Origin of the sequence: Methylobacterium sp. 1030 (assembly GCF_040544715.1) — a bacterium.
Taxonomy (GTDB): domain Bacteria; phylum Pseudomonadota; class Alphaproteobacteria; order Rhizobiales; family Beijerinckiaceae; genus Methylobacterium.
The window spans coordinates 49,941-71,944 of record NZ_JBEPKM010000018.1 but is presented as its reverse complement, the minus strand read 5'-3'; the positions used below and the strand labels follow the sequence as shown (position 1 = coordinate 71,944).

Here is a 22,004-nt window from a genome sequence, read left to right as displayed (position 1 = left end):
CCCGGCCCGCGGGCGGCGTTCAGCCGGGCTCCGCCTCGTACACCGTCACGACGCCGCGGCCCTCGGGCACCATCACGCGCCAGCCGCGTGCCCGCGGCAGGTCGCCGGGATCGATCGCGCTGGCCCGACCGGTCCCGACATCGAAGGTCGCGAGTCGGCCGTCCGAGATGCGTCCGCGCAGATACGCCCGGCCGTCGCCGAGGTGGAGCGCGGCCGGAGCGGCGGTGACGCCGTAGGCGACGTCCGCGAGGGCGCCGCTCGGCGCCAGGACGGCCCCCGGCAGCGCCAGCACGTCGGCCTCGGGAGCGATCTCGGACGCGACCCGCAGGTGGCCATCGACCGCGTGACGGCGGTTCAGCAGCAGGGCCTCCCGACGTCCCTCACGCTGCACGACGAGGGCGAGATCCGGCCCGTCCCGGCCGGCGATCAGGTAGACGCTGCCCGGCGCGAGCCGATCGAGGCGGGTGGTCCGGCCGGGACGGTGCAGGTCCAGGGTCATGCTTCCATCCGCGCGCGCCGCTCACCCCGCCCCTTCCGGTAGAACGCGCGACGCTCGGCTTCGGCCCGAACTACGGTGGCGCGCACCTGGAGCAGGTCCTTTCGGGTCAGGAGCCCGACGAGGCCGCCGGTGCGCGGATCGGTGACCGGCAGGCGCCCCTGCCCGGCCGACAGCATCACGTCGAGGGCGTGCGAGACCACGTCGCCCGGATGGACGACGGCGAGATCGGCGTCCGAGACGCGCTCGCCGAGGGTGCCCGCCTCGTCCCCGCCGTCGCGCTCCTCCAGGGTCCAGCGCAGGGCGTCGCTGCGCGAGACGAGGCCCACGGGCCGGCCCGCGCCGTCGACCACCGGATAGGCGTGGTGGGCACCGGTCTCGATCGCCGCGAGGGCGTCGGCCAGGGGCAGGTCCGCGTCGAGGGTCTCGACCGTGCGGGTCATCACCGCCTCGACCCGGGCGAGTTCGTAGGGATCGATCCCGTATTCCCGGGTCACGTGCTGCCCGCGCCGGGCGATCTTCTCGGTCAGGATCGAGCGCTTGAGGAGGAGCACGGTCACCGCGTAGGCCGCCATGGTGGCGGCGAGCAGCGGCGCCAGGGCGGCGACGTCGCCGGTCACCTCGACGGCGAAGACGACGCCGGTCAGCGGCGCCGGCAAGGTGCCGCCAAGCATCGCCGCCATGCCGATGAGCGCCCAGAAGCCGTGGGCGCCCGGCAAGAGGAGGCCGATCAGCCAGCCGACGGCGCCGCCGAGGATCAGCAGCGGCGCGAGCACGCCTCCGGACGTGCCCGACGACAGGGCGGCGAGCCAGATCACCGCCTTCACCACGAGGATCAGCACGACGGCGCTCGCCAGCATGTGGCCGGATAGCAGGTCGTGGATGACGTCGTAGCCGACGCCGAGCGCCCGGGGCTCCACGAGGCCGCCCAGCCCGACCACGACGGCGCCGAGGGCGGGCCACCACATCCAGTGGAGGGGAAGCCGCCCGAAACCGTCCTCCAGCGCGTAGAGCGCCCGGGTCAGCGCCCCCGACAGCAGGCCGCAGGCGACCCCGAGCAGCGCGCAGGCGGGCAGCCCCCACCAGGGCAGGGCCGGATTGTCGGCGAAGGGGAAGAGCGGGCCGGCGCCGAACAGGGCCGGCCGCCAGCAGGCCGCGGTGACCGCCCCGACGGTCACCGGGACGAGGCTGCGCGGCCGCCACTCGAACAGCAGGACCTCCACGGCGAGCAGCACGGCCGCCACGGGCGTCCCGAAGATGGCGGTCATGCCGGCCGCCGCGCCCGCCACCAGCAGGGTCTTCCGCTCGGCGGCGCTGAGATGGAAAAACTGGGCGAAGAGCGAGCCGACCGCGCCGCCCGTCACGATGATCGGCCCCTCGGCGCCGAACGGGCCGCCGGTGCCGATCGCCACCGCCGAGGAGAGCGGCTTGAGCACGGCGACCTTGGGCGACATCCGGCTGCTGCCGATCAGGATCGCCTCCATCGCCTCCGGGATCCCGTGGCCGCGGATCTTCTCCGAGCCGTAGCGCGCCATGGCGCCGACGATCAGCGCCCCGATCACCGGGATCGCCACCATCCAGGGCCCTGGCGCCGCGCCTGCCAGGGAGGTCAGGTCGGCGTCGAGCCGGCCGTACCAAGCGAGGTTGGTCACGAGGCCGATCAGCGTGATCAGGATCCAGGCGGTGCCGCTGGCGGCGGTCCCGGTGACGACCGCCATGCCGGCCAGCGTCAGGACCCGCCGGTCCGCGCTGAAATCTCCCAGCGCCCGCCGCGACGGCCTGCCGTCCCCGCTCCCGCTCCCAGTCCCGCCGATCATCAGGGCCTCCTTTCGTCGCGGCGGCACTTATGTCGTGATCCGATATATTCGACAATGACTCGACCGTTGCAGCCGGGACAGGACTGCCGATACGACGCAGCATCGGCGGCTCGGACGATTCACCACGGAGGCGATCATGGAGGCCGATGCCCCCGGAACGGCGGCACTGTCGCGGGAGCAGTACGCGGCGCTGGCGGATTTCCGATTCCGTCTCCGCCGCTTCCTGGCGTTCAGCGAGGCCGCCGCGGCCCGGGCGGGGCTGCCGCCGCAGCAGCATCAGGCGCTGCTGACGCTCGCGGGCCACGTCGGGCGCGCGCCCGCCACGGTCGGCCTGCTGGCCGAGCAGCTGCTCATCGCCCCCCACAGCGCGGCCGAGCTGGTGTCCCGCATGGTCGAGGCCGGCCTGCTGACCAAGACCCGCGCCGTCGAGGACAGGCGTCGCAGCGAGCTGTCGCTGACGCCGCGCGCCGAGGCCCTGCTGCGGACCCTCACGGACGCGCATCTCGCGGAGCTGCGCGACCTCGCCCCCGCCCTCACCGAGGCCCTCGGGCCCGTGACGCGGTGAGGCCGACGCGCGCCGTCAAGCTGGCGGAGGTCGATGGCCGTCGACGCGGGAGCCGAGGGCGCCCGCCCTCAGCGCGCCCGCGCCACGCAGAACTCGACGGCCCCGAGGAGCGCCGCCTTGACGGGCCCGTCCGGGAAGATGTCGAGGGCGGCCCGGGCCTCGGCGCCGTAATGGTGGGCGCGGGCCACGGTCTCCTCCAGGGCGCCGTGGCGCTGCAGGAGGTCGAGGGCGGTCTCCAGGTCGGTCTCGCCGATCTCGCCCTGCTGCAGGGTGCGCCGCCAGAAGCCGCGCTCGCCCTCGCTGGCCCGGCGATAGGCCAGCACGATCGGCAGGGTGATCTTGCCCTCGCGGAAATCGTCGCCGACGTTCTTGCCGAGCTCCGCGGAGGTGCCGCCGTAGTCGAGCACGTCGTCGATCAGCTGGAAGGCGATGCCGAGATTCATCCCGTAGGACCGGGCGGCCGCCTGCTCGGACTCGGGCCGGCCGGCGAGCACCGGCCCGACCTCGCAGGCGGCGGCGAACAGCTCGGCGGTCTTGCCGCGGATCACCGCGAGGTAGGCGGCCTCGTCGGTCTCCAGGTTCTTGGCGTTGGTGAGCTGCATCACCTCGCCCTCGGCGATCACCGTGGCGGCGGCCGAGAGGATGTCGAGCGCCTTGAGCGAGCCGACCTCCACCATCATCCGGAAGGCCTGGCCGAGCAGGAAGTCGCCGACCAGCACGGAGGCCTCGTTGCCCCACTTGATCCGGGCCGCGACGCGGCCGCGGCGCATGTCGCTCTCGTCGACCACGTCGTCGTGGAGGAGCGTGGCGGTGTGCATGAACTCGACGCTGGCGGCGAGCTTCACGTCGCCGTCGGTGGCGCCCGCGTAGCCGCAGAGCCGGGCGCAGGCCAGCGTCAGGATCGGGCGCAGGCGCTTGCCGCCGGAGGCGATCAGGTGGTTGGCGACCTCGGGGATCATCGCCACGTCCGATCCCGTCCGCGACAGGATCGTGGTGTTGACCCGCGCCATGCCGTCGGCCACCAGCGCGACGAGGTCGTTGAGCCCCGCCTCCGCCTCGGGCTTCGGATTCTCGATGGAGAGGGCCATACCCAAGATCCGTGACCTCCAGACCGGTCGCCCCGCAGGGGGCGGGCGATCCCTTCGCACGCGCCCCGCGGCGCCGCAACATCGTCGCCGGCCGGATATGGGGTGTCGCCAGCGCGGATCTCACGCGACGAAACCGCCGATCCCCGCCTGTTCCGGAGCCGCGCCGCGATGATCGAGCTGATCCGGGCCAACGACGTCGTGCTGATCGGGTTCGCCCGCTCGGTCCTCGAGGCGGCCGAGATCCCGGTCCTCGTGGCCGACAGTCACATGAGCCTGATGGAGGGGTCGATCGGCGTCTTCGGTCAGCGCCTCCTCGTGCCGCGCGACCACGAGGCCCAGGCCCGCCGCCTGCTGACCGATGCCGGCATCGCCCACGAGCTGCGCCAGCCGTGACCGCCGAGGCCGACAGCGGCGCCGATCCCTTCCTCGGCGGCCGCCTGCGCCTGCACCAGCCGCCGCGGGGGGCGCACCGCGCCGGGACCGACGCGGTGCTGCTCGCCCGGCTGCTCGCGCCGCGCGCCGGGGACCGGCTCTGCGACGTCGGCGCCGGGACCGGCGCCGTCGGCCTCGCCTGCGCGGCCCTGGCGCCGGGGCTCCGGCCGACCCTGGTCGAGCGCGACCCGGCACTCGCCGATCTGGCCCGCGCCAACGCGGCCCTCAACGGCATCGACGCGCGGATCGTGGTCGCCGACGTGCTGGCACCCGCGGCGGAACGCCGCGCCGCCGGTCTGCTGCCGGACAGTTTCGACGTCGTGCTCACCAACCCGCCGTTCTTCGCGGCCGGCGATCACCGCGCCTCGCCGCATCCGGGCCGCGCCGCCGCCCACACCTTCGCGGGCGGCGATCTCGACGCCTGGATCCGCGCCTGCACGGCGATCCTGCGGCCCGGCGGGCGCCTCGGCCTCATCCACCGGGCGGACGCCCTCCCGGCCTGCCTCGACGCCCTCCGGGGCCGCTACGGCGGGCTGGCGATCCGCCCGGTCCATCCCCGCGGCGACGTGCCCGCGATCCGCGTGCTGATCGCGGCGACCCGCGGCAGCCGCGCCTTGCCGAGCCTGCTGCCGCCCCTCGTCCTGCACAGCCCCGACGGCACCTTCACCGACGAGGCCGAGGTGCTCCATCGCGGCGCGCCGTGGCCGGCGCTCTGATCGCCCGCGTCACGCCGCGAGGGCGGCGGGCTCGGCGTCGCGGATGCCGAGGAACCGCTCGACCTCCGGAAGGTCCGGGAAGGCGAGGAATTCGGGGCGCAGCGGCTCGGGCAGCCCCTCGAAGTTGAGCCCCGGGAACGTGTCGGGATGCGGGTAGAGCTGCCAGGCCGCGCCGGGCTCGACCGGAGGGAACAGGATCGCGACCTTCTCGGCGCCGAGGCGGACGATCCGCGTCGGGCTGTACGACAGGGTCTCGATGCTCCAGCCGCGGTGGGAATCCCGGCGGGCCTTCATGGTGCGGCGGCTCGTCGCGCGATGCATGGCGGTCTCCTTCGGTGGGGGTGGAAGCGGGATCAGGCGGCGCTGCGGCGTCCGGCGCGCTTCGGCCAGCCCAGCGCCACGAGGCGGGCCTTGGCGTAGTCGCGCACCTCGTCGCGGGTGCCGGGCGGCATCGTCGCCAGAACGGCCTGGGTGGCGCCGTCCAGCATCAGGTCGGTGACCGCGTTGATGGTCTCGGCCTCGTCGATGCGGCGCTTGAGGTCGCCCTCGGCCTCGGTCACCTCGTCGAAGGCGGGCGCCTCCTCGAAATCCTCGTCGACGGCCCGGACCGGGACCTGATGGGCCCGGAACTCGTCGGCCTCCTCCTCGGAGTAGACGAGGCCGTGCAGCTCGATGAGCTTGAGGATGACGCGGTCCTTCCCGCGCTTCTCGGCCATGGCGTAGACGTAGGCCGCCTGCTTGCCCGAGACGCGGTAGTTCACGTTGACCAGCGCCTCGCCCATGGACCACTCGACCCGCTCGGTCCCGGGCTTCGCGCCGGGCAGCCGGCCGGTGACCAGGATCACGGCCTCGTCGCGCTCGGCCCGGATGACGGTCGGCGGCTCGAACACGATGCCGGCCTGGGCGGCGATGCGCTCCAGGGTCTTGTGATAGATGACGGCGGTCCCCTGGACGCGCCAGACGTTGCCCCCGAAGGGCTCGCCGTAGCGGACGAGGATGTCGGCGATCTGCTTGTCGGCGGTTCGCATGGGGCGCTCGGTCCGTCAGGGTGAGGTCGCGTCGTCCACAGCTTTTATCGGGGACGCTCTTCCGTTCTCTTTTTGTTCACATCTATATGCGCAATCCGCCCGCGATGCGCAAGGCTCGGACGCGAAAAGCTGCGGCCGCGGACGTGCGTCATCGTCGGACACGTGCGGGCGTGGCGCGGGTCCCCGCTCCCGTGCGGGAGAGCGCGTGCGTCGCGGACGTCTCAGGAAGTCGGCTCGTTGTCGGCGCAGTCGTACAGCAGCTTCTCGGATCCGAAGGCCTGACGGGGTCCGGCCCGGCGCACGATGCCATTGCGGCCCCCCCGCCGCCTGCGCCGCCGACCCGCATTGTTGCTGCACCGCACCCTAGGCTAGACCGCTTCCACGATGTCCGAGACAGCTGCCGCGATGACGCCTTCCCTCTGGACCCGCCTGTCGAACCCCAGCCACTTCATGCGGTGGTCGGGGGCGCTCGTGCCTTGGCTGACGGCCCTGTCCCTCGGCGTGCTGGCCCTGGGCCTGTACCAGACCTTCTTCGTGGTGCCGCCCGACTACCAGCAGGGCGAGACGGTGCGGATCATGTACATCCACGTCCCGGCGGCGTGGCTCGGCGTGTTCTTCTACGGCGCGATGAGCGTGTCGGCGATCGGAACCCTGGTCTGGCGCCACCCGCTGGCCGACGTCGCCCAGCGGGCGGCCGCGCCGATCGGGGCCGCCTTCACGCTGATCTGCCTCGTGACCGGCTCGCTGTGGGGCAAGCCCATGTGGGGCACCTACTGGGTCTGGGACGCGCGCCTGACCTCCATGCTGATCCTGCTGCTGATCTACTGCGGCATCATCGCCCTGTGGCGGACCCTGGAGGATCCGAACCGCGCCGCGCGCGCGGTGGCGATCCTGACGCTGGTCGGCGCCGTGAACCTGCCGATCATCAAGTTCTCGGTGAACTGGTGGTCGACGCTTCATCAGCCGGCCTCGATCCTGCGCATGGGCGGCTCCACCATCGATCCCTCGATGCTCCACCCGCTGCTGGTCATGATCGCCGCCGCGACCCTCGGCGGGATGACCCTGCACCTCTACGCGATGCGCACCGAGATCATGCGCCGCCGGGTGCGGACGCTGACGATCCGCGAGGCCGAGCGCCTCGACCGCGCCCAGCCGCGCCTCACCCCGACACCGGCCGCGATGCCGGTCGGGCAGCCGGTCTAGGAGGACCGCGATGGATCTCGGGTCTCACGGCGGCTTCATCCTGGCCGCCTACGCGTTCACGGCGGTGGTGATGGTCGCCCTCGTGGGCAACGCCCTGCGCGACCGCCGGGCGCAGCGGCGCGCCCTCAGGGGCTTCGGCGAGGACCGGCGATGAGCGCGCCCCTCGACGACACCGCCGGCCGGACACCGCCGGTCCGCCGCTCGCTGCTGCTGATCCTGCCGGCGCTCGTCTTCGCGGCGCTCGCCGCCGTGCTGTTCCTGCGCCTGCGCTCCGGCGCCGACCCGGCCGCCCTCCCCTCCGCGATGATCGGCAAGCCGGTCCCGCGCTTCGACCTGCCCGCGGTGCCGGGGCTGACCGCCAACGGCGCGCCCGTGCCCGGCCTGTCGAGCGCGGACCTCAAGGGCCAGATCACCGTGCTCAACGTCTTCGCCTCGTGGTGCGCGCCCTGCCAAGTGGAGCACCCGATGCTGATGCGGCTGGCGAAGGAGCCCGGCATCCGGCTCGTGGGGATCGACTACAAGGAGCCGAACCCCGAGGCCGGCCAGCGCTTCCTGACCCGGCACGGCGTGCCGTTCAGCGCGGTGGGGGCCGATGCCGGCGGCCGCGCGGCGATCGATTTCGGCGTCTACGGCGTGCCCGAGACCTTCATCATCGGGCCCGACGGCGTGATCCGCGACAAGCTGGTCGGCATCCTCACGCCGGAGAATTTTTCCAGCGTGCTCGCCCGCATCCGCGCGGCCGGCAAGGTCGCGGCGGCGCAGTAGGCGTCACGCCTCCGGCTGCGCCTTCTTGCGCTCGTAGCGGGTGAGCAGCGGCGTCTGCGCGAGGGCGAACAGCACGGTGATCGGCATGATGCCGAACACCTTGAAGTTGACCCAGAAATCCTCCGTCTGGGTCCGCCAGACCAGCTCGTTGAGAGCCGCCAGCACGAAGAAGAACACGCCCCAGCGGAAGGTGAGCTTCCGCCAGCCCTCGTCGGTGAGGCTGAACATCGAGTCGAGCACCACCGACAGCAGCGAGCGCCCGAACACGAGGCCGCCGAGCAGCACGGTGCCGAACAGGGCGTTCACGATGGTCGGCTTGACCATGATGAAGGTCTTGTCCTGCAGCGCCAGGGTCAGGCCGCCGAACACCACCACCACCACGCCGGACACGAGCGGCATGATCGGCAGGCGGCGCACCATCACGTAGTGGATCGCCAGAGCCACCACGGTCGCCGCGATGAACACGCCCGTGGCCACGAACAGCTTCTGGTCCGGGGCGACGCCGAACTTCTCGGAATAGGCGTTGCCGAGGAAGAACAGCACCAGCGGCCCGAGTTCCAGCGCCAGCTTCACGAGCGGCGGCAGGTGGCGGTGCGGGGGGACGGATTCGATCTGCATACGCTCGGTTGGCTCGGCTGCGGCGCTCACGGTCGGCTGAGAGCGTCGGACGGGATTCGCCGGGGTGTGTGGAACGCGGAGCGCGCGATGTCCATGACATCGCGCACCTGAGACCTTCGAGCGGCCGCCGCCTAATCCTTCTCCAGCCCGGCGATCGCCCGGGCGAAGTCGCGGGCCGCGAAGGGCTCCAGATCCTCCACGCCCTCGCCGACACCGATGAAGTGCACCGGCAGGTCGAACTTCGCCGCCAGCGCCACCAGGATGCCGCCCCGGGCGGTGCCGTCGAGCTTGGTCATCACCAGGCCCGAGACCGGCGCGGCCTGCGAGAACAGCTCCACCTGGCTGAGCGCGTTCTGGCCGACCGTGGCGTCGAGGACGAGGAGCGTGGCGTGCGGCGCCTCCGGGTCCTGCTTGCGCAGGACGCGGACGATCTTCTCCAGCTCGGCCATCAGGCCGGCCTTGTTCTGGAGCCGGCCGGCCGTGTCGATCAGCAGCACGTCGGTGCCGGCGGTGCCCGCCTGCTTCAGGGCGTCGAAGGCGAGGCCCGCCGCGTCCGCCCCCTGCGCGCCGCTCACCACCGGCGTGCCGGTGCGCGCACCCCAGACCTTGAGCTGGTCGATCGCCGCCGCGCGGAAGGTGTCGCCGGCCGCGAGCATCACGGTGCGCCCCTCCGCCCGCAGCTTCGAGGCGAGCTTTCCGAGCGTCGTGGTCTTGCCGGCGCCGTTCACGCCGACCGTCAGGATCACGAAGGGCTTCCGGGCGTCGTCGATCGTCAGCGGCACCGCCACGGGCTCCAGCGCCCGCTCCACCTCCGCGGCCAGGATCGCCCGGACCTCGTCGGGCGAGATGCCCTTCTCGTAGCGGCCCTTGCCGACGGCCTCCGAGACCCGCATCGCGGTCTCCAGGCCGAAATCGGCCTGTATCAGGGCGTCCTCCAGGTCCTCCAGGGTCGTGGCGTCGAGCTTGCGCTTGGTGAACAGGCCCGTGACCCGGTCGGACAGCGCCGACGAGGTCCGCTTCATCCCGGAGGTGAGGCGGCTCCACCAGCCCTTGGCCTCCGGCTCGCGGTCCGGCCCGGCGCCGGCGTCGTGCGCGAGGGCCGCGGCGCTGTCGACCGGCTGGATGTCGGGCTGGGAATCGGATTGAATCTCGGGCTGCACGTCGGCAGCCGGCTCCACCACCGGCTCGCGGTTCATATCACCCGTATCGACCGGGTCGGCGCCGTGCGCGGGATCGTCACCGGCGGTGCCGGCCGGCGGGCGCTCCGGCTCGCCCTCCACGGGCAGCAGGTCCGCACCCTCGACCGCGTCCGGGACCGGCTCCCCGGTCTCCTCGGGCGGCAGCGGGACGTGGGTGACATCTTCCGCGGCGGTGGTGAAGTCCGGCTCCCCCTCGGAGGGCGAGGCCGCCCCGGCCGGAAGCTCGGCCTCGGGCTTGTCCTCGGCCTGATCCTCGGCTCTGTCCTCGGGCGCGGGCTGGCCTTTGCGCCCGAACAGGCGTCCGAACCAGCCGGGCTTCTCCTCGCTCGCCATGAAATCGCGTCCTCGCCCCACCTTGCCCCGCCGACACCGACCCTCTAGCCGATCCGGATGTCCAACGCCTTCGACATAGGCGCGCGCCTCCTCTACCGCGATGCCCTGCTGCTCGTCATCGACAAGCCGGCGGGTTTGCCGGTCCATCCGGGCCCCCGCGGCGGCGAGACGCTCACCGACCACCTCGACGCGCTCCGGTTCGGTCTGCCCCGCCGGCCGGAGGCCGCGCACCGGCTCGACCGCGACACCTCCGGCTGCCTCGCGCTGGGCCGCCACGCCAAGGCTCTGGCGCGGCTCGGAAAGCTCTTCTCCGGCAGCGCCGTCGACAAGACCTACTGGGCGATCGTGGCCGGCGGTCCCGCCGAGGAGGAAGGCAGCATCGACCTGGCGCTGGCCCGCCGCTCGGACGATCCGCGCTCGTGGTGGATGAAGGCCGACCCCGCGGGCGACCCGTCATTGACGCACTGGCGGGTGCTCGGCCGCGCCGGGGGGCGGACGTGGCTGGAGCTGAAGCCGGTCACCGGGCGGACCCACCAGCTCCGGGTCCACTGCGCCGCCTCCGGCTGGCCGATCCTGGGCGACGCGGTCTACGGCGGCGCGCCCCGCGGGAGCGCGCTGCACCTCCACGCGCGGGCGCTGTCGATCCCGCTTTATCCTAAACGGGAGGCCATCACGGTGACGGCGCCGCCCCCACCGCACGTCGCCGAAGCCGTGGCGACGATGGGCGCGTGAGCCTCGCATCATCGCGAGCGCAGCGAAGCGACCCAGGGCAGCGCGACATCGGGAGACCTGGCGCCACTGGATTGCTTCGCTCCGCTCGCAAAGACGGCGGCGGGCACGATTGAACATGCGCCTGGACCGCATCCGTCCTTTCGGGGCCGGCACGGAGCGTGACAGGCCAGGAAGACCGGGCGCTAGGCGCCGATCAGCCGCGCCCCGTCGTGCCCCGCGATGGCGATGCTGTGGAACGTCCCGGGCGCCTCATCGGCCGCCAGCCGCACGGCCGTGAAATCCACACTCCGCCCGACGCCGCCGCGCTCCGCCAGCACCGTGAGGCGACGGCCGACCTGGGCGTCGAGGTGCCGCCGCAGGGCACCCGCACCCGCCTCGCGCAGCCGCGCCGCCCGCGCACGGATCACGTCCGGCGCAACCGGCGGCATGCGCGCGGCCGGCGTGCCGGGACGTGGGGAATAGGGGAAGACGTGCAGGTGCGTCAGGCCGCATTCCACCACGAGGTCGAGGGAGCGGGCGAACTGCGCCTCCGTCTCGGTCGGGAAGCCCGCGATCAGGTCGGCGCCGAGCACGATGTCGGGCCGCAGCCGCCGCACCGTCTCGCAGAAGCGGACCGCGTCGGCGCGCAGGTGCCGGCGCTTCATGCGCTTGAGGATCAGGTCGTCGCCGGCCTGCAGCGACAGGTGCAGGTGCGGCATGAGCCGCTCCTCCTCGGCGATCGCCGCCAGCAGGGCGTCGTCGGCCTCGACGGAATCGATCGAGGACAGGCGCAGGCGCGCGAGGTCGGGCACCGCCCGGAGGATCGCCCGCACGAGGCCGCCGAGGGACGGGGCCGGGCCGGCGAGGTCGCGGCCGTAGGCGGTTAGGTCGACGCCGGTCAGCACCACCTCGCGCCCGCCCCGGGCCACGAGGGTCTCGACCTGCGCGATCACGTCCGCCTCCGGCACCGAGCGGGAGACGCCCCGCCCGAACGGGATCACGCAGAAGGTGCAGCGGTGGTCGCAGCCGTTCTGCACGGGCACGAAGGCACGGGTGTGCCCGGCGACCGCCTCGACCCGCGTCGGCTCGGCCGTTCGCGCCGCCATGACGGCGCCCGGGCCGGTCGCGGCCGCCGACCAGCCCTCCGGCCGCAGCTTCTCGGCGTTGCCGACGAGGCGCGCGACCTCCGGCATGGCCGCGTAGGCCTCCGTCTCGACCTCGGCGCCGCAGCCGGTGACGACGATCTCGGCGGCGGGCCGCTCCCGGGCGATGCGCCGGATCGCCTTGCGGGCCTGCCGCCCGGCCTCGGCGGTCACCGCGCAGGTGTTCACCACCACCCGGTCGCGCCCGTCCGCGGCCGCGTGGGCCCGCAGGGCCTCGGACTCGACGGTGTTGAGGCGGCAGCCGAAGGTGAGGGTCTCGACCGCCATCAGGCCGCGCTGTCGAACAGCTCCGGCGCCAGGGTCCCCTCGGCGACGAGCGCGACCGGACCGGTCATCAGGACGTGGTCGTCGGCACGCCACTCGACGAACAGCTCGCCGCCCGGCAGCGCGACGCTGGCCTGCCGGCCGATCATCCGCAGGCGCGAGGCGGCCACCACGGTGGCGCAGGCGGCGGTGCCGCAGGCGAGCGTCAGCCCGGCCCCCCGCTCCCAGACGCGGAGCTTGATCGCCTCGCGGCCCGTCACCTGCGCCACCGAGATGTTGGCGCGCTCCGGGAACAGCGGGTGGTTCTCCAGCATCGGGCCGATCCGGGCGAGGTCGAAGCTGTCCGGATCCTGCTCCACGAAGAACACCGCGTGCGGGTTGCCCATGTTCACGGCGCCCGGCGAGTGCAGGATCGGGTCGTCGATCGGGCCGATCTGCAGCTCGATCCGGCGGGTGTCGGGGAACGGCTCGGACAGGGGGATCTCGTCCCAGGCGAGCCGCGGCCGGCCCATATCGACCGTGAAGGCGCGCTCCGAGACGCGGCGCACTCCGAGCAGGCCGGCCCTGGTCTCCAGGGTGAGCCGGCCGCCCTCGGCCGGCCGCGCCATGGCCGGGTCGTCGAGCATCGCGTAGGCGACGCAGCGCGTGCCGTTGCCGCAGGCGCCCGATTCCGAACCGTCGGTGTTGTAGATGCGCATGAACGCGTCGGTGCCCGGGCTCACGGGATCGTGCAGGACCATCAGCTGATCGAAGGTCGAGCCGGGATCCTGGGCGATCGCCCGCGCCTCCTCGGGCCGGACTTTCGCCGCGGAGCCGCGCAGGTCCAGCACCACGATCGCGTTGCCGGCGCCGTGCATCTTCAGGAAGCGTCTGTGGGCGAGTGCGCTCATGCGGTCCCGCGGTTGGAGGAAGGCGCGGGCTATATCGCAAAAGCCGTTGCCCGGCGCGAGGGGTGCCACGGCGTGGCAGATGCGCCGCACCCGCGGCTCTCGTCCGCGGCGCCCTCGCGGGCCGTCCCGTTCGCCACTAGGTTACGCCGCGGGAGCCCGCGCGATCATCCGTGGGCCTCGACCGGAGCGCCCTACGTGATCCGCCTTCGTCCGCTCGTCGCCCTCTCGGCCGCCCTCGTGCTCGCGTCGGCCGGCCCGATCGCCGCCCAGCAGCAGCCCGCGCCGCCGCCCTCCACGGCGCCCGCGCCGGCCCAGACGAACCCGCTGCCGACCACGACCGCGCCGAACCCGGTCGCCGACCCGGACAAGAGCGCAGCCCCGGCCCCGCAGCAATCGGTGGCGCCCCCGCCCGCGGGCCAGTCTGCGGCGGCAACGCCCCCGGCCACGAGCACGGGGACCCCCGGCCGGCCCACGCTCATCGAGAAGGCCGGCGAGCCCGGCGACGTCGACGAGGTAACCCTCCCGGCCAAGCCAGCCGCGATCCTGTCCGGCAAGACCAAGTGGGAGGAGGCCGTGCCGAACCTGAAGCAGGCCTTCGCGCGGATCGAGGCCGACCTCGCCAAGCTCGGCGTCGCGCCGGCCGGCCGGCCGCTCGCGGTCTTCACCCGCACGGACGACGACGGCTTCGAGTTCGAGGCGATGGTCCCGGTGGCGGCCGCGCCGAGCCCGGCACCAGCCGAGACCGACGGCCTGCGCTTCGGCACGACGCCCTCCGGCAAGGCGCTGCGCTTCGCCCATAAGGGCTCCTACGAGTCGATCGACAGCACCTACGAGACGCTGACCGCCTACCTCGATGCCAAGGACATTGTCGTGCAGGACCGGTTCGTGGAGGAGTACGCCACTGACCTCAAGGACAGCACCGACGACAGTCTCGACGTGAACATCTACGCGCTGGTGAAATAGGCGAGCGCGGGCCGGCGGCGGCGCCCTTCGGTCGCGACGACCGCCTCGGAATCGAGCGCGCCCTGCTCTCCGCTGGAAGCGCGCGGACCCGACGATGCGGACAGATCGCCGCTGCCTCGTACCGCCAGGAACAGGGGCGGCGGCTGGCGGATTCGCCCGACATGCCCGCCGCCGACCTCAGATCCGCGACCGTCCCGCGTTCACGCCGCAAGGCGGTCCCCGCCGTCGCGGATCCAGCCCTGGCCGAGAAGGCGCTCGCCGTCCACGCGCGGCTCTGCCCGGTCTACGGCTGCCCGATCCCGTACTTCCACAGCCTCGATCCGGTCAGCGAGCTCGTCTCGTCGCTCCTGTCGCACCGGACCCGCAATGCCGAATCCGGCCGGGCCTTCAAGGCGCTGCGGGCGCGCTTCCCCGACTGGGACGCGATGCTCGACGCGGACGTGCCGGCGATCGAGGCCGCCATCGCGGGCGTGACTTGGCCGGAGCTGAAGGCGCCGCGTATCCGCGACGTGCTCCGCGCCCTGCGCGACCGGCACGGCAGCCTCGACCTCGCCTTCCTGGCCGATATGGAGGTCGAGGCGGCGCGGGAATGGCTGCAGGCGATCCCGGGCGTCGGGCCGAAGACCAGCGCGGCGGTCCTGTCCTTCTCCACTCTGCGGATGCCGGCGCTGCCGGTCGACAGCCACCATCATCGGGTCGCCCAGCGCCTCGGGCTGATCGGCAGGCGGGTCGATGTCGGCCCGTCGCACCCGATCCTGCGGGCGCAGCTCCCCGCGGACTGGAGCGCGCAGGATCTCTACGACAATCACGAGATCCTGATGCTGCACGGGCAGAAGGTCTGCCATCATCATCGCCCGGCCTGCGGGCGCTGCGTCCTGGTCGACCTCTGCCCCAGCGCGAAGCTGCCCACGCGGGAGCCGTGAGCGCGTCCTTGACCATTCCGGCCTACGGGTGCGAGTAACCGCGCGCCCGGACGGCGCGGAGCCCCGGTCTTCCCTCGCTCAGGATCGGCGCCGATGGCCGCGTTCACCGAATTGGTCTTCTCGGGCGTCCAGCCCACCGGCAACCTGCACCTCGGCAACTATCTCGGGGCGGTGAAGCGCTTCGTGGAGATGCAGGAGCGCGACGCGCAGTGCCTGTACTGCGTGGTCGACCTGCACGCGATCACCGTCTGGCAGGATCCCGAGGCCCTGCGCGGCCAGATCCGCGAGGTCACGGCCGCCTTCCTCGCCGCCGGCATCGATCCGAAGCGCTCGATCGTGTTCAACCAGAGCCAGGTGCCGCAGCACGCCGAGCTCGCCTGGGTGTTCAACTGCGTCGCCCGTCTCGGCTGGCTGAACCGCATGACCCAGTTCAAGGAGAAGGCCGGCAAGGACCGGGAGAACGCCTCGATCGGCCTCTACGACTACCCGGTGCTGATGGCGGCCGACATCCTGGCCTACCGGGCGACCCATGTGCCGGTCGGCGAGGACCAGAAGCAGCACCTGGAGCTGACTCGGGACATCGCACAGAAGTTCAACACCGATTTCTCGGGGTCGATCACGGCGCACGGCCACGGCGACGCGTTCTTCCCGATCACGGAGCCGCTGATCGGCGGCCCGGCCGCCCGGGTCATGTCGCTGCGCGACGGCACCAAGAAGATGTCGAAGTCGGATCCGTCGGACAACGCCCGCATCAACCTCACGGACGACGCGGACGCCATCGCGCAGAAGATCCGGAGAGCGAAGACCGACCCCGAGCCCCTGCCCTCCGAGGTGGCGGGCCTGAAGGAGCGGCCCGAGGCCGACAACCTCGTGGGGATCTACGCGGCGCTCGCCGGGATCACCCGCGAGGACGTTCTGCGCGATTTCGGCGGGGCGCAGTTCTCGACCTTCAAGCCCGCTCTGGCCGACCTCGCGGTGACGAGCCTCGCGCCGATCGCCGAGGAGATGCGCCGCCTCACCGCCGATCCGGGCCATATCGACGCCGTGCTGGCCGACGGCGGCGCCCGGGCCGAGACCATCGCGGCGCAGACCCTCGACGCGGTCAAGGACATCGTCGGCTTCGTCCGGCGCGGTCCCAGCCTGCAGGCGGTGCGGTGACCGTCCGGGCGCTGGTCTTCGACGTCTTCGGGACGCTGGTCGACTGGCGCTCCGGCGTCGCCCGCGAGGCGTCGCGGCTGCTCGCGCCCGTCGCGCCGGACCTCGATGCCGGCGCCTTCGCGGACGCGTGGCGGGCCCGCTACAACCCGTCGATGGAGACGGTGCGCTCCGGCGCCCGACCCTACGTCGACCTCGACACGCTCCAGGCCGAGTCGCTGCCCGGCGTGCTGGCGCAGTTCGGCCTCGCGGGCGTCTCCGAGGCCGTGCGGGGCGAGCTTGTCCAGGCATGGCACCGGCTCGACGCATGGCCCGAGGTGCCGGACGCGCTGCGACGCCTGCGCGAGAAGCACCTCCTGGCACCGAACTCCAACGGGCATGTCCGGCTGATGGCCGACCTGGCCCGCCGCAACGGCCTGATCTTCGACGCGGTGCTCGGCGCCGGCTATTCCCGCGACTACAAGCCGAAGCCGGCGCTCTACCGCGACGCGGTCGCGGCCTTCGGCTTCGCGGCGGGAGAGACCATGATGGTCGCCGCCCACTCGAACGACCTCGCGGCGGCCGCCAGCCACGGGCTCGCCACCGCCCACATCGCTCGCCCGCACGAGCACGGCCCGGCCGGCGGCGAGACCGCGCCGACGGTGCCGGTCACCCACGCGGCGCGGGATCTGGCAGACCTCGCCGACCGGCTCGGCTGCTGAGGACTTTTCACGGAAGGGTGCCATGGCCGACTGGAACCCCGCCCTCTACACCCGCTTCGAGGACGAGCGGACCCGCCCCGCCGCCGAGCTCCTCGCCCGCGTGCCCCTCGACGCACCGCGGCTCGCCGTCGATCTCGGCTGCGGGCCGGGCAACTCGACCGCGCTGATCGCGGCGCGCTTCCCCGACGCGGAGGTGATCGGCCTCGACACCTCCCCGGCGATGCTGGAGAGCGCCCGCGCCCGCCTGCCGGGCCTGTCCTTCGCGCTGGCCGACGCCGCCACCTGGGTACCCGAGCGGGCCCCGGACCTGATCTACGCCAACGCCGTGCTGCAATGGCTGCCGGACCACGCGACCCTGCTGCCGCGGCTGTTCGGTCTCCTCGACCCGGGCGGCGTGCTCGCCGTGCAGATGCCCGACAACCTCGCCGAGCCGACCCATCGCCTGATGCGCGCGGTCGCGGCGGACGGTCCCTGGGCGGCCGCGATCGGCGATCCGGCCGTGGTCGGCCGCCTGGGACGGATGCTGGAACCCGCCGCCTACTACGACCTGCTGGCACCGCGCGCCGCCGAGGTCGATGTCTGGCGCACCGCCTACCACCACCGCATGGCGGACGCGACCGCCATCGTGGACTGGGTCAGCGCGACCGGGCTTCGGCCGTTCCTCGACCCGCTGGATCCGGAGGAGCGGGCCGGCTTCCTGGCGGCCTACACCCGCGCGATCGACGCCGCCTACCCGCCGCGCAGCGACGGGCGGCGCCTGCTCGCCTTCCCGCGCGTGTTCATCGTCGCCCGCAAGGCGCCGTAGCGCGGGCCGGCACGGCGACCATCAGGCCGCGCGCACCGTTCCGAGGAAGCGGCCGACCTCCGCCCGGAGATGCGCGGATTGCCGCGACAGGTCCGCGGACGATTCCAGCACCTGACCGGCGGCAGAGCCGGTCATGTCGGCGGCTTCGGCCACGCGGGCGATGTTCGTCGTCACCTCGCCCGTGCCGGCGGCGGCCTGGGTCACGTTGCGGACGATCTCCTGGGTTGCCGTGCCCTGCTGCTCGACCGCGGCCGCGATCGTCGTGGCCGCCCCGCTGATCTCGTCGACGCGCGTCGTGATGCTGCCGATCGCCGAGGCCGCCTGCTCGGTCGAGGCCTGGACGCGGGCGATCTGGCCCGCGATCTCCTCGGTGGCCCGTGCGGTCTGCTCGGCCAGCGCCTTCACCTCGGCGGCCACGACCGCGAAGCCCCGGCCGGCCTCGCCGGCGCGGGCCGCCTCGATCGTGGCGTTGAGCGCCAGCAGGTTGGTCTGGCCGGCGATGCCGCTGATCAGCGCCACAACATCCCCGATCTTCATCACCGCCGCGCTCAGATCCTCCACCAGCCGCACCGTGCGCCCGGCCTCGTCGGCCGCGGCCCGCGCGAGTTGCGCGGATCCCTGAACCTGACGCCCGATCTCCTGCACCGAGCTGCCAAGCTCCTCGGCCGCCGAGGCCGCGGCCCGGACGTTGGCGGCGGCCTCCTCGGCCCCGGCCGCGACGGTGGTCGACTGGCCGGCGGTCTCCGACGCCGTGGCGGCCAGCGCCCCGGCCGTGGCCTGCAGCGCGGTGGCCGCGTCCGTGACCGTCGCGACGATGCCGCCGATGGCCTGCTCGAAGCTGTTCGCCAAGTCCGCGGTCACCCGCTTGCGGTCCCGGTCGGCCGCCGCCTGAGCCTCCGCCCGCGTCCGCGCGTCGGCCTCCGCCTGCGCCCGCAGGCCGTCACGCAGCTTCAGCACGGCACGCCCGACCAGTCCGACCTCGTCGCGGCGCCGCGCCTCGCGTACATCCGCCCCGTAATCGCCCGCGGCCATGTCGCCGATGGTGCGGCCGAGGCCGCGGATCGGCGCCCCCACGAGACGGTGCAGCGCGCCGAAGACGGCCGCGCACCCGATCAGCACGCAGAGGACCGAGATGCCGATCAGCGTCGCGCGCGCCCGAACGGCGGCGGCCGTGAGCGTCGCCACCGGAACTGCGACGACGATCGCCCAGCGGTCGGGCGTCTCGCCCGCCTGGATATGCTGCGCCATGTAGCGCCACGGCGCCCCGTCCGGGCCCGGCGCGTCGGTCACCACCACGGCTCCCGCCGCGATCGCCTGCCGGGCCGCGTCCGCCGCCGACGCGTCGAAGCCGTGCATCGGCTTCCCGGCCGCCGCGCCGGTCGGATGCGCGACGGTCGTTCCGTTCGCCGAGACCACGGCGAGGTAGCCGGTCCCGAACGGCCTCACCGCCCCGAGGGCGGCGTTCAGGGACCCGAGATCGATGTCGACGCCGGCGGTGCCGCGATACGTGCCGTCCACGGTGATCGGTGCGCCGAACGACATCATGACGACGTCCTTCCCGGCCACCGGGTAGATGTAGGGTTCGATGGCGACCAAGCGGTTCAGCTGCTTCGGCCGGAGGTAATAGGCGCCGTCCGGCTCGGCCTCGTAGCCCGTGAGGACCTCGCGCTTGATCGTGCCGCTCCCGCGGTTCCAGTAAGGCATGAAGCGGCCGCTCGCGTCCGAGGAGGCCGTGCCGGCGAACGCGCGGTCGCGCCCGTCCAGGGCGTCCGGCTCCCAGCCCGTCCAGGTCGCGATCAGCTCGGGGTTGGCGCGCAGAAGCTCGCGCAGCAGCGCGTCGTAGATGTCCCGGTCCTGGATGCGGCCGGCGCGCAGGGCCGACGCGGAGGCCGCGATGCTCTCGGCAGTCTTGGCCGCTACCGCGAGGCGGAAGCGGACCTCGCGCGCCTCGTTCGACAGCGTCTCCGACTGTATCTCTGCGGCCTGCTCATCGAAGGAAGCGTCGATTCGGCGGGCGAGAAAAGTCGTCCCACCCGCGAACACCGCAGCGATCAGGATGCTGCAGATCAATGCGACGCGCAGCGGGAGCGAAACCATGATCTTAACGGTCCGAGCAAAGATGCGATCGGCAAAATCTGCACGAAATTTATGGCTCGGCACTCACATCGTCAAGAATTTTTTAGACCATTAAACTATAGAACACAGAAGTTATGCTTTATTAGTATTTTGTACGGCAGATTTATACTCGGAAAAATCTGATTTGACGCAATTTGAGTTCCGCACCGGCCGCCCGGGACTGCGGGGCGGCCGCAATGGACGATCAGGCCTCGCCGCGGGCCATCAGCGCCTCGTACTCCGCGACCTCCAGCCGGCCCTCCTGAGCGACGCGGGCCTTGTCGGCATCGCTGATCACGTCGCCCGCGAGGTCGAGGCGCTTCCAGGCGGCGAGCGGCGTTTCGCGGCCGGGCCGCGGCACGTACTTGTTCTGCTCGAGCTTCTGGTACTTGTGGATGTAGCGCGGGCAGTTGATCCAGATCTTCGTCACCGCGACCTTCACCAGGTACTTGGCCTCGGTGTACGCGGCCAAGAGGGCGTCGTCGCGCAGCAGCGTCGCGTGGCCCTGGACGCGGATCCGGTGGGGCGTCTCGAAGTCGATGAACAGCAGGCCGACCTTGGCCTGCCCCTCGATGTTGCCCATCGAGTAGAACATGCCGTTGCCGTCGAAGCCCGGGAAGACAAGCGTCTTGTCGTCGAGCACCTTCACGAAGCCCGTGGGACCGCCCTTGTAGGAGACCGTCGGCATCCCGTCCGGGTCGACGGTCGAGAGGAAGAACATGTCGCGGGAGCCGATGAAGGCGGCCTCGTCCGGCTGGACGGTCTCGTGGACCCAGTCCTCGTCGAGACGCACGGCGAGCTTGGTGGTGCCGAACTCCTCCTGCAGCGCCCGGTGCGCGTCGGAATAGAGCGATGCCATGCGTGTCCTCTCCGCTTGCCGGTCCTCGTACGCGCGGGACCGCTGGCGGGCTTATGGCCGGGACACCCTGTGTCGGGCAACCCGGAACGCGAAGGGCCGGCCACGCCTCCGCGTGACCGGCCCCGCGCGTGCGCGGCCGGGCCGGGCCCGACCGCGCGGATGCGGATCAGTTGCGGGTCTTGTCGACCAGCGCCTTCTCGGAGATCCACGGCATCATGCCGCGGAGCTTGGCGCCGACCTCCTCGATCGGGTGGGCGGCGAGCTTGGCGCGGGTCGCCTTGAACGAGGTCTGGTTGACCTTGTTCTCCAGCATCCAGTTGCGGGTGAAGGTGCCCGACTGGATGTCGTTGAGCACGCGCTTCATCTCGGCCTTGGTCTCGGGCGTCACGATGCGCGGGCCGGTGACGTACTCGCCGTACTCGGCCGTGTTGGAGATCGAGTAGTTCATGTTGGCGATGCCGCCCTCGTAGATGAGGTCGACGATCAGCTTCACCTCGTGGAGGCACTCGAAATAGGCCATCTCGGGGGCGTAGCCCGCCTCGACCAGGGTCTCGAAGCCGGCCTTGATCAGCTCGACGAGGCCGCCGCAGAGCACGGCCTGCTCGCCGAACAGGTCGGTCTCGCACTCCTCCTTGAAGGTCGTCTCGATGATGCCAGCGCGGCCGCCGCCGTTGGCCGAGGCGTACGACAGCCCGAGGTCGTGGGCGTTGCCGGAGGCGTCCTGCGCGATGGCGATCAGGGTCGGCACGCCGCCGCCGCGGAGGTACTCGGAGCGCACGGTGTGGCCGGGGCCCTTCGGGGCGACCATCAGGACGTCGAGGTCCTTGCGCGGCTCGATCAGGTTGAAGTGGACGTTGAGGCCGTGGGCGAACAGGAGCGCGGCGCCCTGCTTCATGTTGCCCTCGAGGGACTCGCGGTAGATGTCGCCCTGCAGCTCGTCGGGGGTCAGCATCATCACCACGTCGGCCCACTTGGCGGCCTCGGCGACCGACAGGACCTTGAAGCCCTCGTGCTCGGCCTTCTTGGCGGTGGCGGAGCCCTCGCGCAGCGCGATGACGATGTCCTTCACGCCGGAATCGCGCAGGTTGAGCGCGTGGGCGTGGCCCTGGCTGCCGTAGCCGACGATGGCGACCTTCTTGCCCTTGATCAGGTTCAGGTCGGCGTCGCGATCGTAATACACCCGCATGTCTGTCTC

24 protein-coding genes are annotated in these 22,004 nt (G+C 72.4%); 12 read left to right on the top strand and 12 right to left on the bottom strand.

The window, feature by feature from the left end:
• Positions 1–19: 19 nt before the first annotated feature.
• Positions 20–499: a hypothetical protein gene (locus tag ABIC30_RS24150; RefSeq protein ID WP_103986123.1), complete on the bottom strand. Its 480-nt coding sequence runs from the start codon at positions 497–499 to the stop codon at positions 20–22.
• The gene (locus ABIC30_RS24145; RefSeq protein ID WP_354456146.1) at positions 496–2,313 is read right to left on the bottom strand and encodes a chloride channel protein; all 1,818 of its coding nucleotides are present in this window, start codon (positions 2,311–2,313) and stop codon (positions 496–498) included. Before ABIC30_RS24145 ends, ABIC30_RS24150 begins: the two co-directional genes overlap by 4 nt.
• Before the next feature lie 136 nt (positions 2,314–2,449).
• Between ABIC30_RS24145 and ABIC30_RS24140 the strand changes: the two genes are divergently transcribed.
• The gene (locus ABIC30_RS24140; RefSeq protein ID WP_020090701.1) at positions 2,450–2,878 is read left to right on the top strand and encodes a MarR family winged helix-turn-helix transcriptional regulator; all 429 of its coding nucleotides are present in this window, start codon (positions 2,450–2,452) and stop codon (positions 2,876–2,878) included.
• Positions 2,879–2,946: 68 nt separating this feature from the next.
• On the opposite strand, the gene ABIC30_RS24135 is transcribed toward ABIC30_RS24140, so the two are convergent.
• Positions 2,947–3,966, bottom strand: coding sequence for a polyprenyl synthetase family protein (locus ABIC30_RS24135; RefSeq protein WP_354456145.1), 1,020 nt, complete (start codon positions 3,964–3,966; stop codon positions 2,947–2,949).
• Between the two features lie 168 nt (positions 3,967–4,134).
• Between ABIC30_RS24135 and ABIC30_RS24130 the strand changes: the two genes are divergently transcribed.
• Together ABIC30_RS24130 and ABIC30_RS24125 are read left to right on the top strand one after the other, a co-directional pair.
• Complete coding sequence (locus ABIC30_RS24130; RefSeq protein WP_026604550.1) at positions 4,135–4,359, top strand: putative signal transducing protein; 225 nt, start codon at positions 4,135–4,137, stop codon at positions 4,357–4,359.
• Positions 4,356–5,114 carry a tRNA1(Val) (adenine(37)-N6)-methyltransferase gene (locus tag ABIC30_RS24125; RefSeq protein ID WP_091679235.1) on the top strand — a complete coding sequence of 253 codons (759 nt, stop codon included), beginning with the start codon at positions 4,356–4,358 and terminating at the stop codon, positions 5,112–5,114. Before ABIC30_RS24130 ends, ABIC30_RS24125 begins: the two co-directional genes overlap by 4 nt.
• 9 nt (positions 5,115–5,123) lie before the next feature.
• Here ABIC30_RS24125 and ABIC30_RS24120 read toward each other — a convergent pair whose 3' ends face one another.
• Positions 5,124–5,435 (bottom strand): hypothetical protein, encoded by a 312-nt coding sequence (locus tag ABIC30_RS24120; protein ID WP_056531638.1) that lies wholly within the window; start codon positions 5,433–5,435, stop codon positions 5,124–5,126.
• A 32-nt stretch (positions 5,436–5,467) separates the two neighbouring features.
• The gene (locus ABIC30_RS24115; RefSeq protein WP_056531636.1) at positions 5,468–6,142 is read right to left on the bottom strand and encodes a hypothetical protein; all 675 of its coding nucleotides are present in this window, start codon (positions 6,140–6,142) and stop codon (positions 5,468–5,470) included.
• Positions 6,143–6,547: 405 nt separating this feature from the next.
• On the opposite strand from ABIC30_RS24115, the gene ABIC30_RS24110 reads away from it, so the two are divergent.
• The 3 genes from ABIC30_RS24110 to ABIC30_RS24100 are packed head-to-tail and all read left to right on the top strand — an operon-like array spanning position 6,548 to position 8,110.
• On the top strand, positions 6,548–7,345 hold the full coding sequence (locus ABIC30_RS24110) for a heme ABC transporter permease (protein WP_100250638.1): 798 nt from the start codon (positions 6,548–6,550) through the stop codon (positions 7,343–7,345).
• Positions 7,346–7,355: 10 nt separating this feature from the next.
• On the top strand, positions 7,356–7,499 hold the full coding sequence (gene ccmD / locus ABIC30_RS24105; RefSeq protein WP_020090708.1) for a heme exporter protein CcmD: 144 nt from the start codon (positions 7,356–7,358) through the stop codon (positions 7,497–7,499).
• A complete protein-coding gene (locus tag ABIC30_RS24100) occupies positions 7,496–8,110 on the top strand; it encodes a DsbE family thiol:disulfide interchange protein (RefSeq protein ID WP_020090709.1) in 615 nt (204 codons plus the stop codon). The genes ccmD and ABIC30_RS24100 overlap by 4 nt, the downstream gene beginning before the upstream one ends.
• A 3-nt stretch (positions 8,111–8,113) precedes the next feature.
• Here the strand turns inward: ABIC30_RS24100 and ABIC30_RS24095 are convergent, their stop codons facing one another.
• Positions 8,114–8,728, bottom strand: a complete 615-nt coding sequence (locus ABIC30_RS24095) for a septation protein A (protein ID WP_091679240.1) — start codon at positions 8,726–8,728, stop codon at positions 8,114–8,116.
• 131 nt (positions 8,729–8,859) lie between these two features.
• On the bottom strand, positions 8,860–10,260 hold the full coding sequence (ftsY, locus tag ABIC30_RS24090) for a signal recognition particle-docking protein FtsY (protein ID WP_234082007.1): 1,401 nt from the start codon (positions 10,258–10,260) through the stop codon (positions 8,860–8,862).
• Between the two features lie 57 nt (positions 10,261–10,317).
• On the opposite strand from ftsY, the gene ABIC30_RS24085 reads away from it, so the two are divergent.
• Positions 10,318–10,992 carry an RluA family pseudouridine synthase gene (locus ABIC30_RS24085; RefSeq protein WP_234082006.1) on the top strand — a complete coding sequence of 225 codons (675 nt, stop codon included), beginning with the start codon at positions 10,318–10,320 and terminating at the stop codon, positions 10,990–10,992.
• A 182-nt stretch (positions 10,993–11,174) separates the two neighbouring features.
• Here the strand turns inward: ABIC30_RS24085 and mtaB are convergent, their stop codons facing one another.
• Both mtaB and dapF read right to left on the bottom strand, forming a co-directional pair.
• The gene (mtaB, locus tag ABIC30_RS24080; RefSeq protein WP_354456144.1) at positions 11,175–12,401 is read right to left on the bottom strand and encodes a tRNA (N(6)-L-threonylcarbamoyladenosine(37)-C(2))-methylthiotransferase MtaB; all 1,227 of its coding nucleotides are present in this window, start codon (positions 12,399–12,401) and stop codon (positions 11,175–11,177) included.
• The gene (gene dapF / locus ABIC30_RS24075) at positions 12,401–13,288 is read right to left on the bottom strand and encodes a diaminopimelate epimerase (protein ID WP_234082002.1); all 888 of its coding nucleotides are present in this window, start codon (positions 13,286–13,288) and stop codon (positions 12,401–12,403) included. Before dapF ends, mtaB begins: the two co-directional genes overlap by 1 nt.
• A 195-nt stretch (positions 13,289–13,483) precedes the next feature.
• Here dapF and ABIC30_RS24070 point away from each other — a divergent pair, with 195 nt between their 5' ends.
• The 5 genes from ABIC30_RS24070 to tam all read left to right on the top strand — a co-directional run bounded on the left by ABIC30_RS24070 (position 13,484) and on the right by tam (position 17,835).
• The gene (locus tag ABIC30_RS24070; RefSeq protein WP_234082001.1) at positions 13,484–14,251 is read left to right on the top strand and encodes a GyrI-like domain-containing protein; all 768 of its coding nucleotides are present in this window, start codon (positions 13,484–13,486) and stop codon (positions 14,249–14,251) included.
• Positions 14,252–14,412: 161 nt separating this feature from the next.
• Positions 14,413–15,174, top strand: coding sequence for an endonuclease III domain-containing protein (locus ABIC30_RS24065; protein ID WP_234082000.1), 762 nt, complete (start codon positions 14,413–14,415; stop codon positions 15,172–15,174).
• A gap of 93 nt (positions 15,175–15,267) precedes the next feature.
• The gene (gene trpS, locus ABIC30_RS24060) at positions 15,268–16,332 is read left to right on the top strand and encodes a tryptophan--tRNA ligase (RefSeq protein ID WP_020090717.1); all 1,065 of its coding nucleotides are present in this window, start codon (positions 15,268–15,270) and stop codon (positions 16,330–16,332) included.
• Positions 16,329–17,030, top strand: a complete 702-nt coding sequence (locus ABIC30_RS24055; RefSeq protein ID WP_234081999.1) for a haloacid dehalogenase type II — start codon at positions 16,329–16,331, stop codon at positions 17,028–17,030. The genes trpS and ABIC30_RS24055 overlap by 4 nt, the downstream gene beginning before the upstream one ends.
• A 22-nt stretch (positions 17,031–17,052) precedes the next feature.
• Positions 17,053–17,835: a trans-aconitate 2-methyltransferase gene (gene tam, locus ABIC30_RS24050; RefSeq protein WP_234081995.1), complete on the top strand. Its 783-nt coding sequence runs from the start codon at positions 17,053–17,055 to the stop codon at positions 17,833–17,835.
• Between the two features lie 21 nt (positions 17,836–17,856).
• Here the strand turns inward: tam and ABIC30_RS24045 are convergent, their stop codons facing one another.
• From ABIC30_RS24045 to ilvC, 3 genes are all read right to left on the bottom strand, one after another.
• Positions 17,857–19,932, bottom strand: a complete 2,076-nt coding sequence (locus ABIC30_RS24045; protein WP_354456143.1) for a methyl-accepting chemotaxis protein — start codon at positions 19,930–19,932, stop codon at positions 17,857–17,859.
• A 223-nt stretch (positions 19,933–20,155) separates the two neighbouring features.
• Positions 20,156–20,809, bottom strand: a complete 654-nt coding sequence (locus ABIC30_RS24040) for a pyridoxamine 5'-phosphate oxidase family protein (protein WP_020090721.1) — start codon at positions 20,807–20,809, stop codon at positions 20,156–20,158.
• 166 nt (positions 20,810–20,975) lie between these two features.
• Positions 20,976–21,995, bottom strand: coding sequence for a ketol-acid reductoisomerase (gene ilvC / locus ABIC30_RS24035; protein WP_012322218.1), 1,020 nt, complete (start codon positions 21,993–21,995; stop codon positions 20,976–20,978).
• Positions 21,996–22,004: the final 9 nt, after the last annotated feature.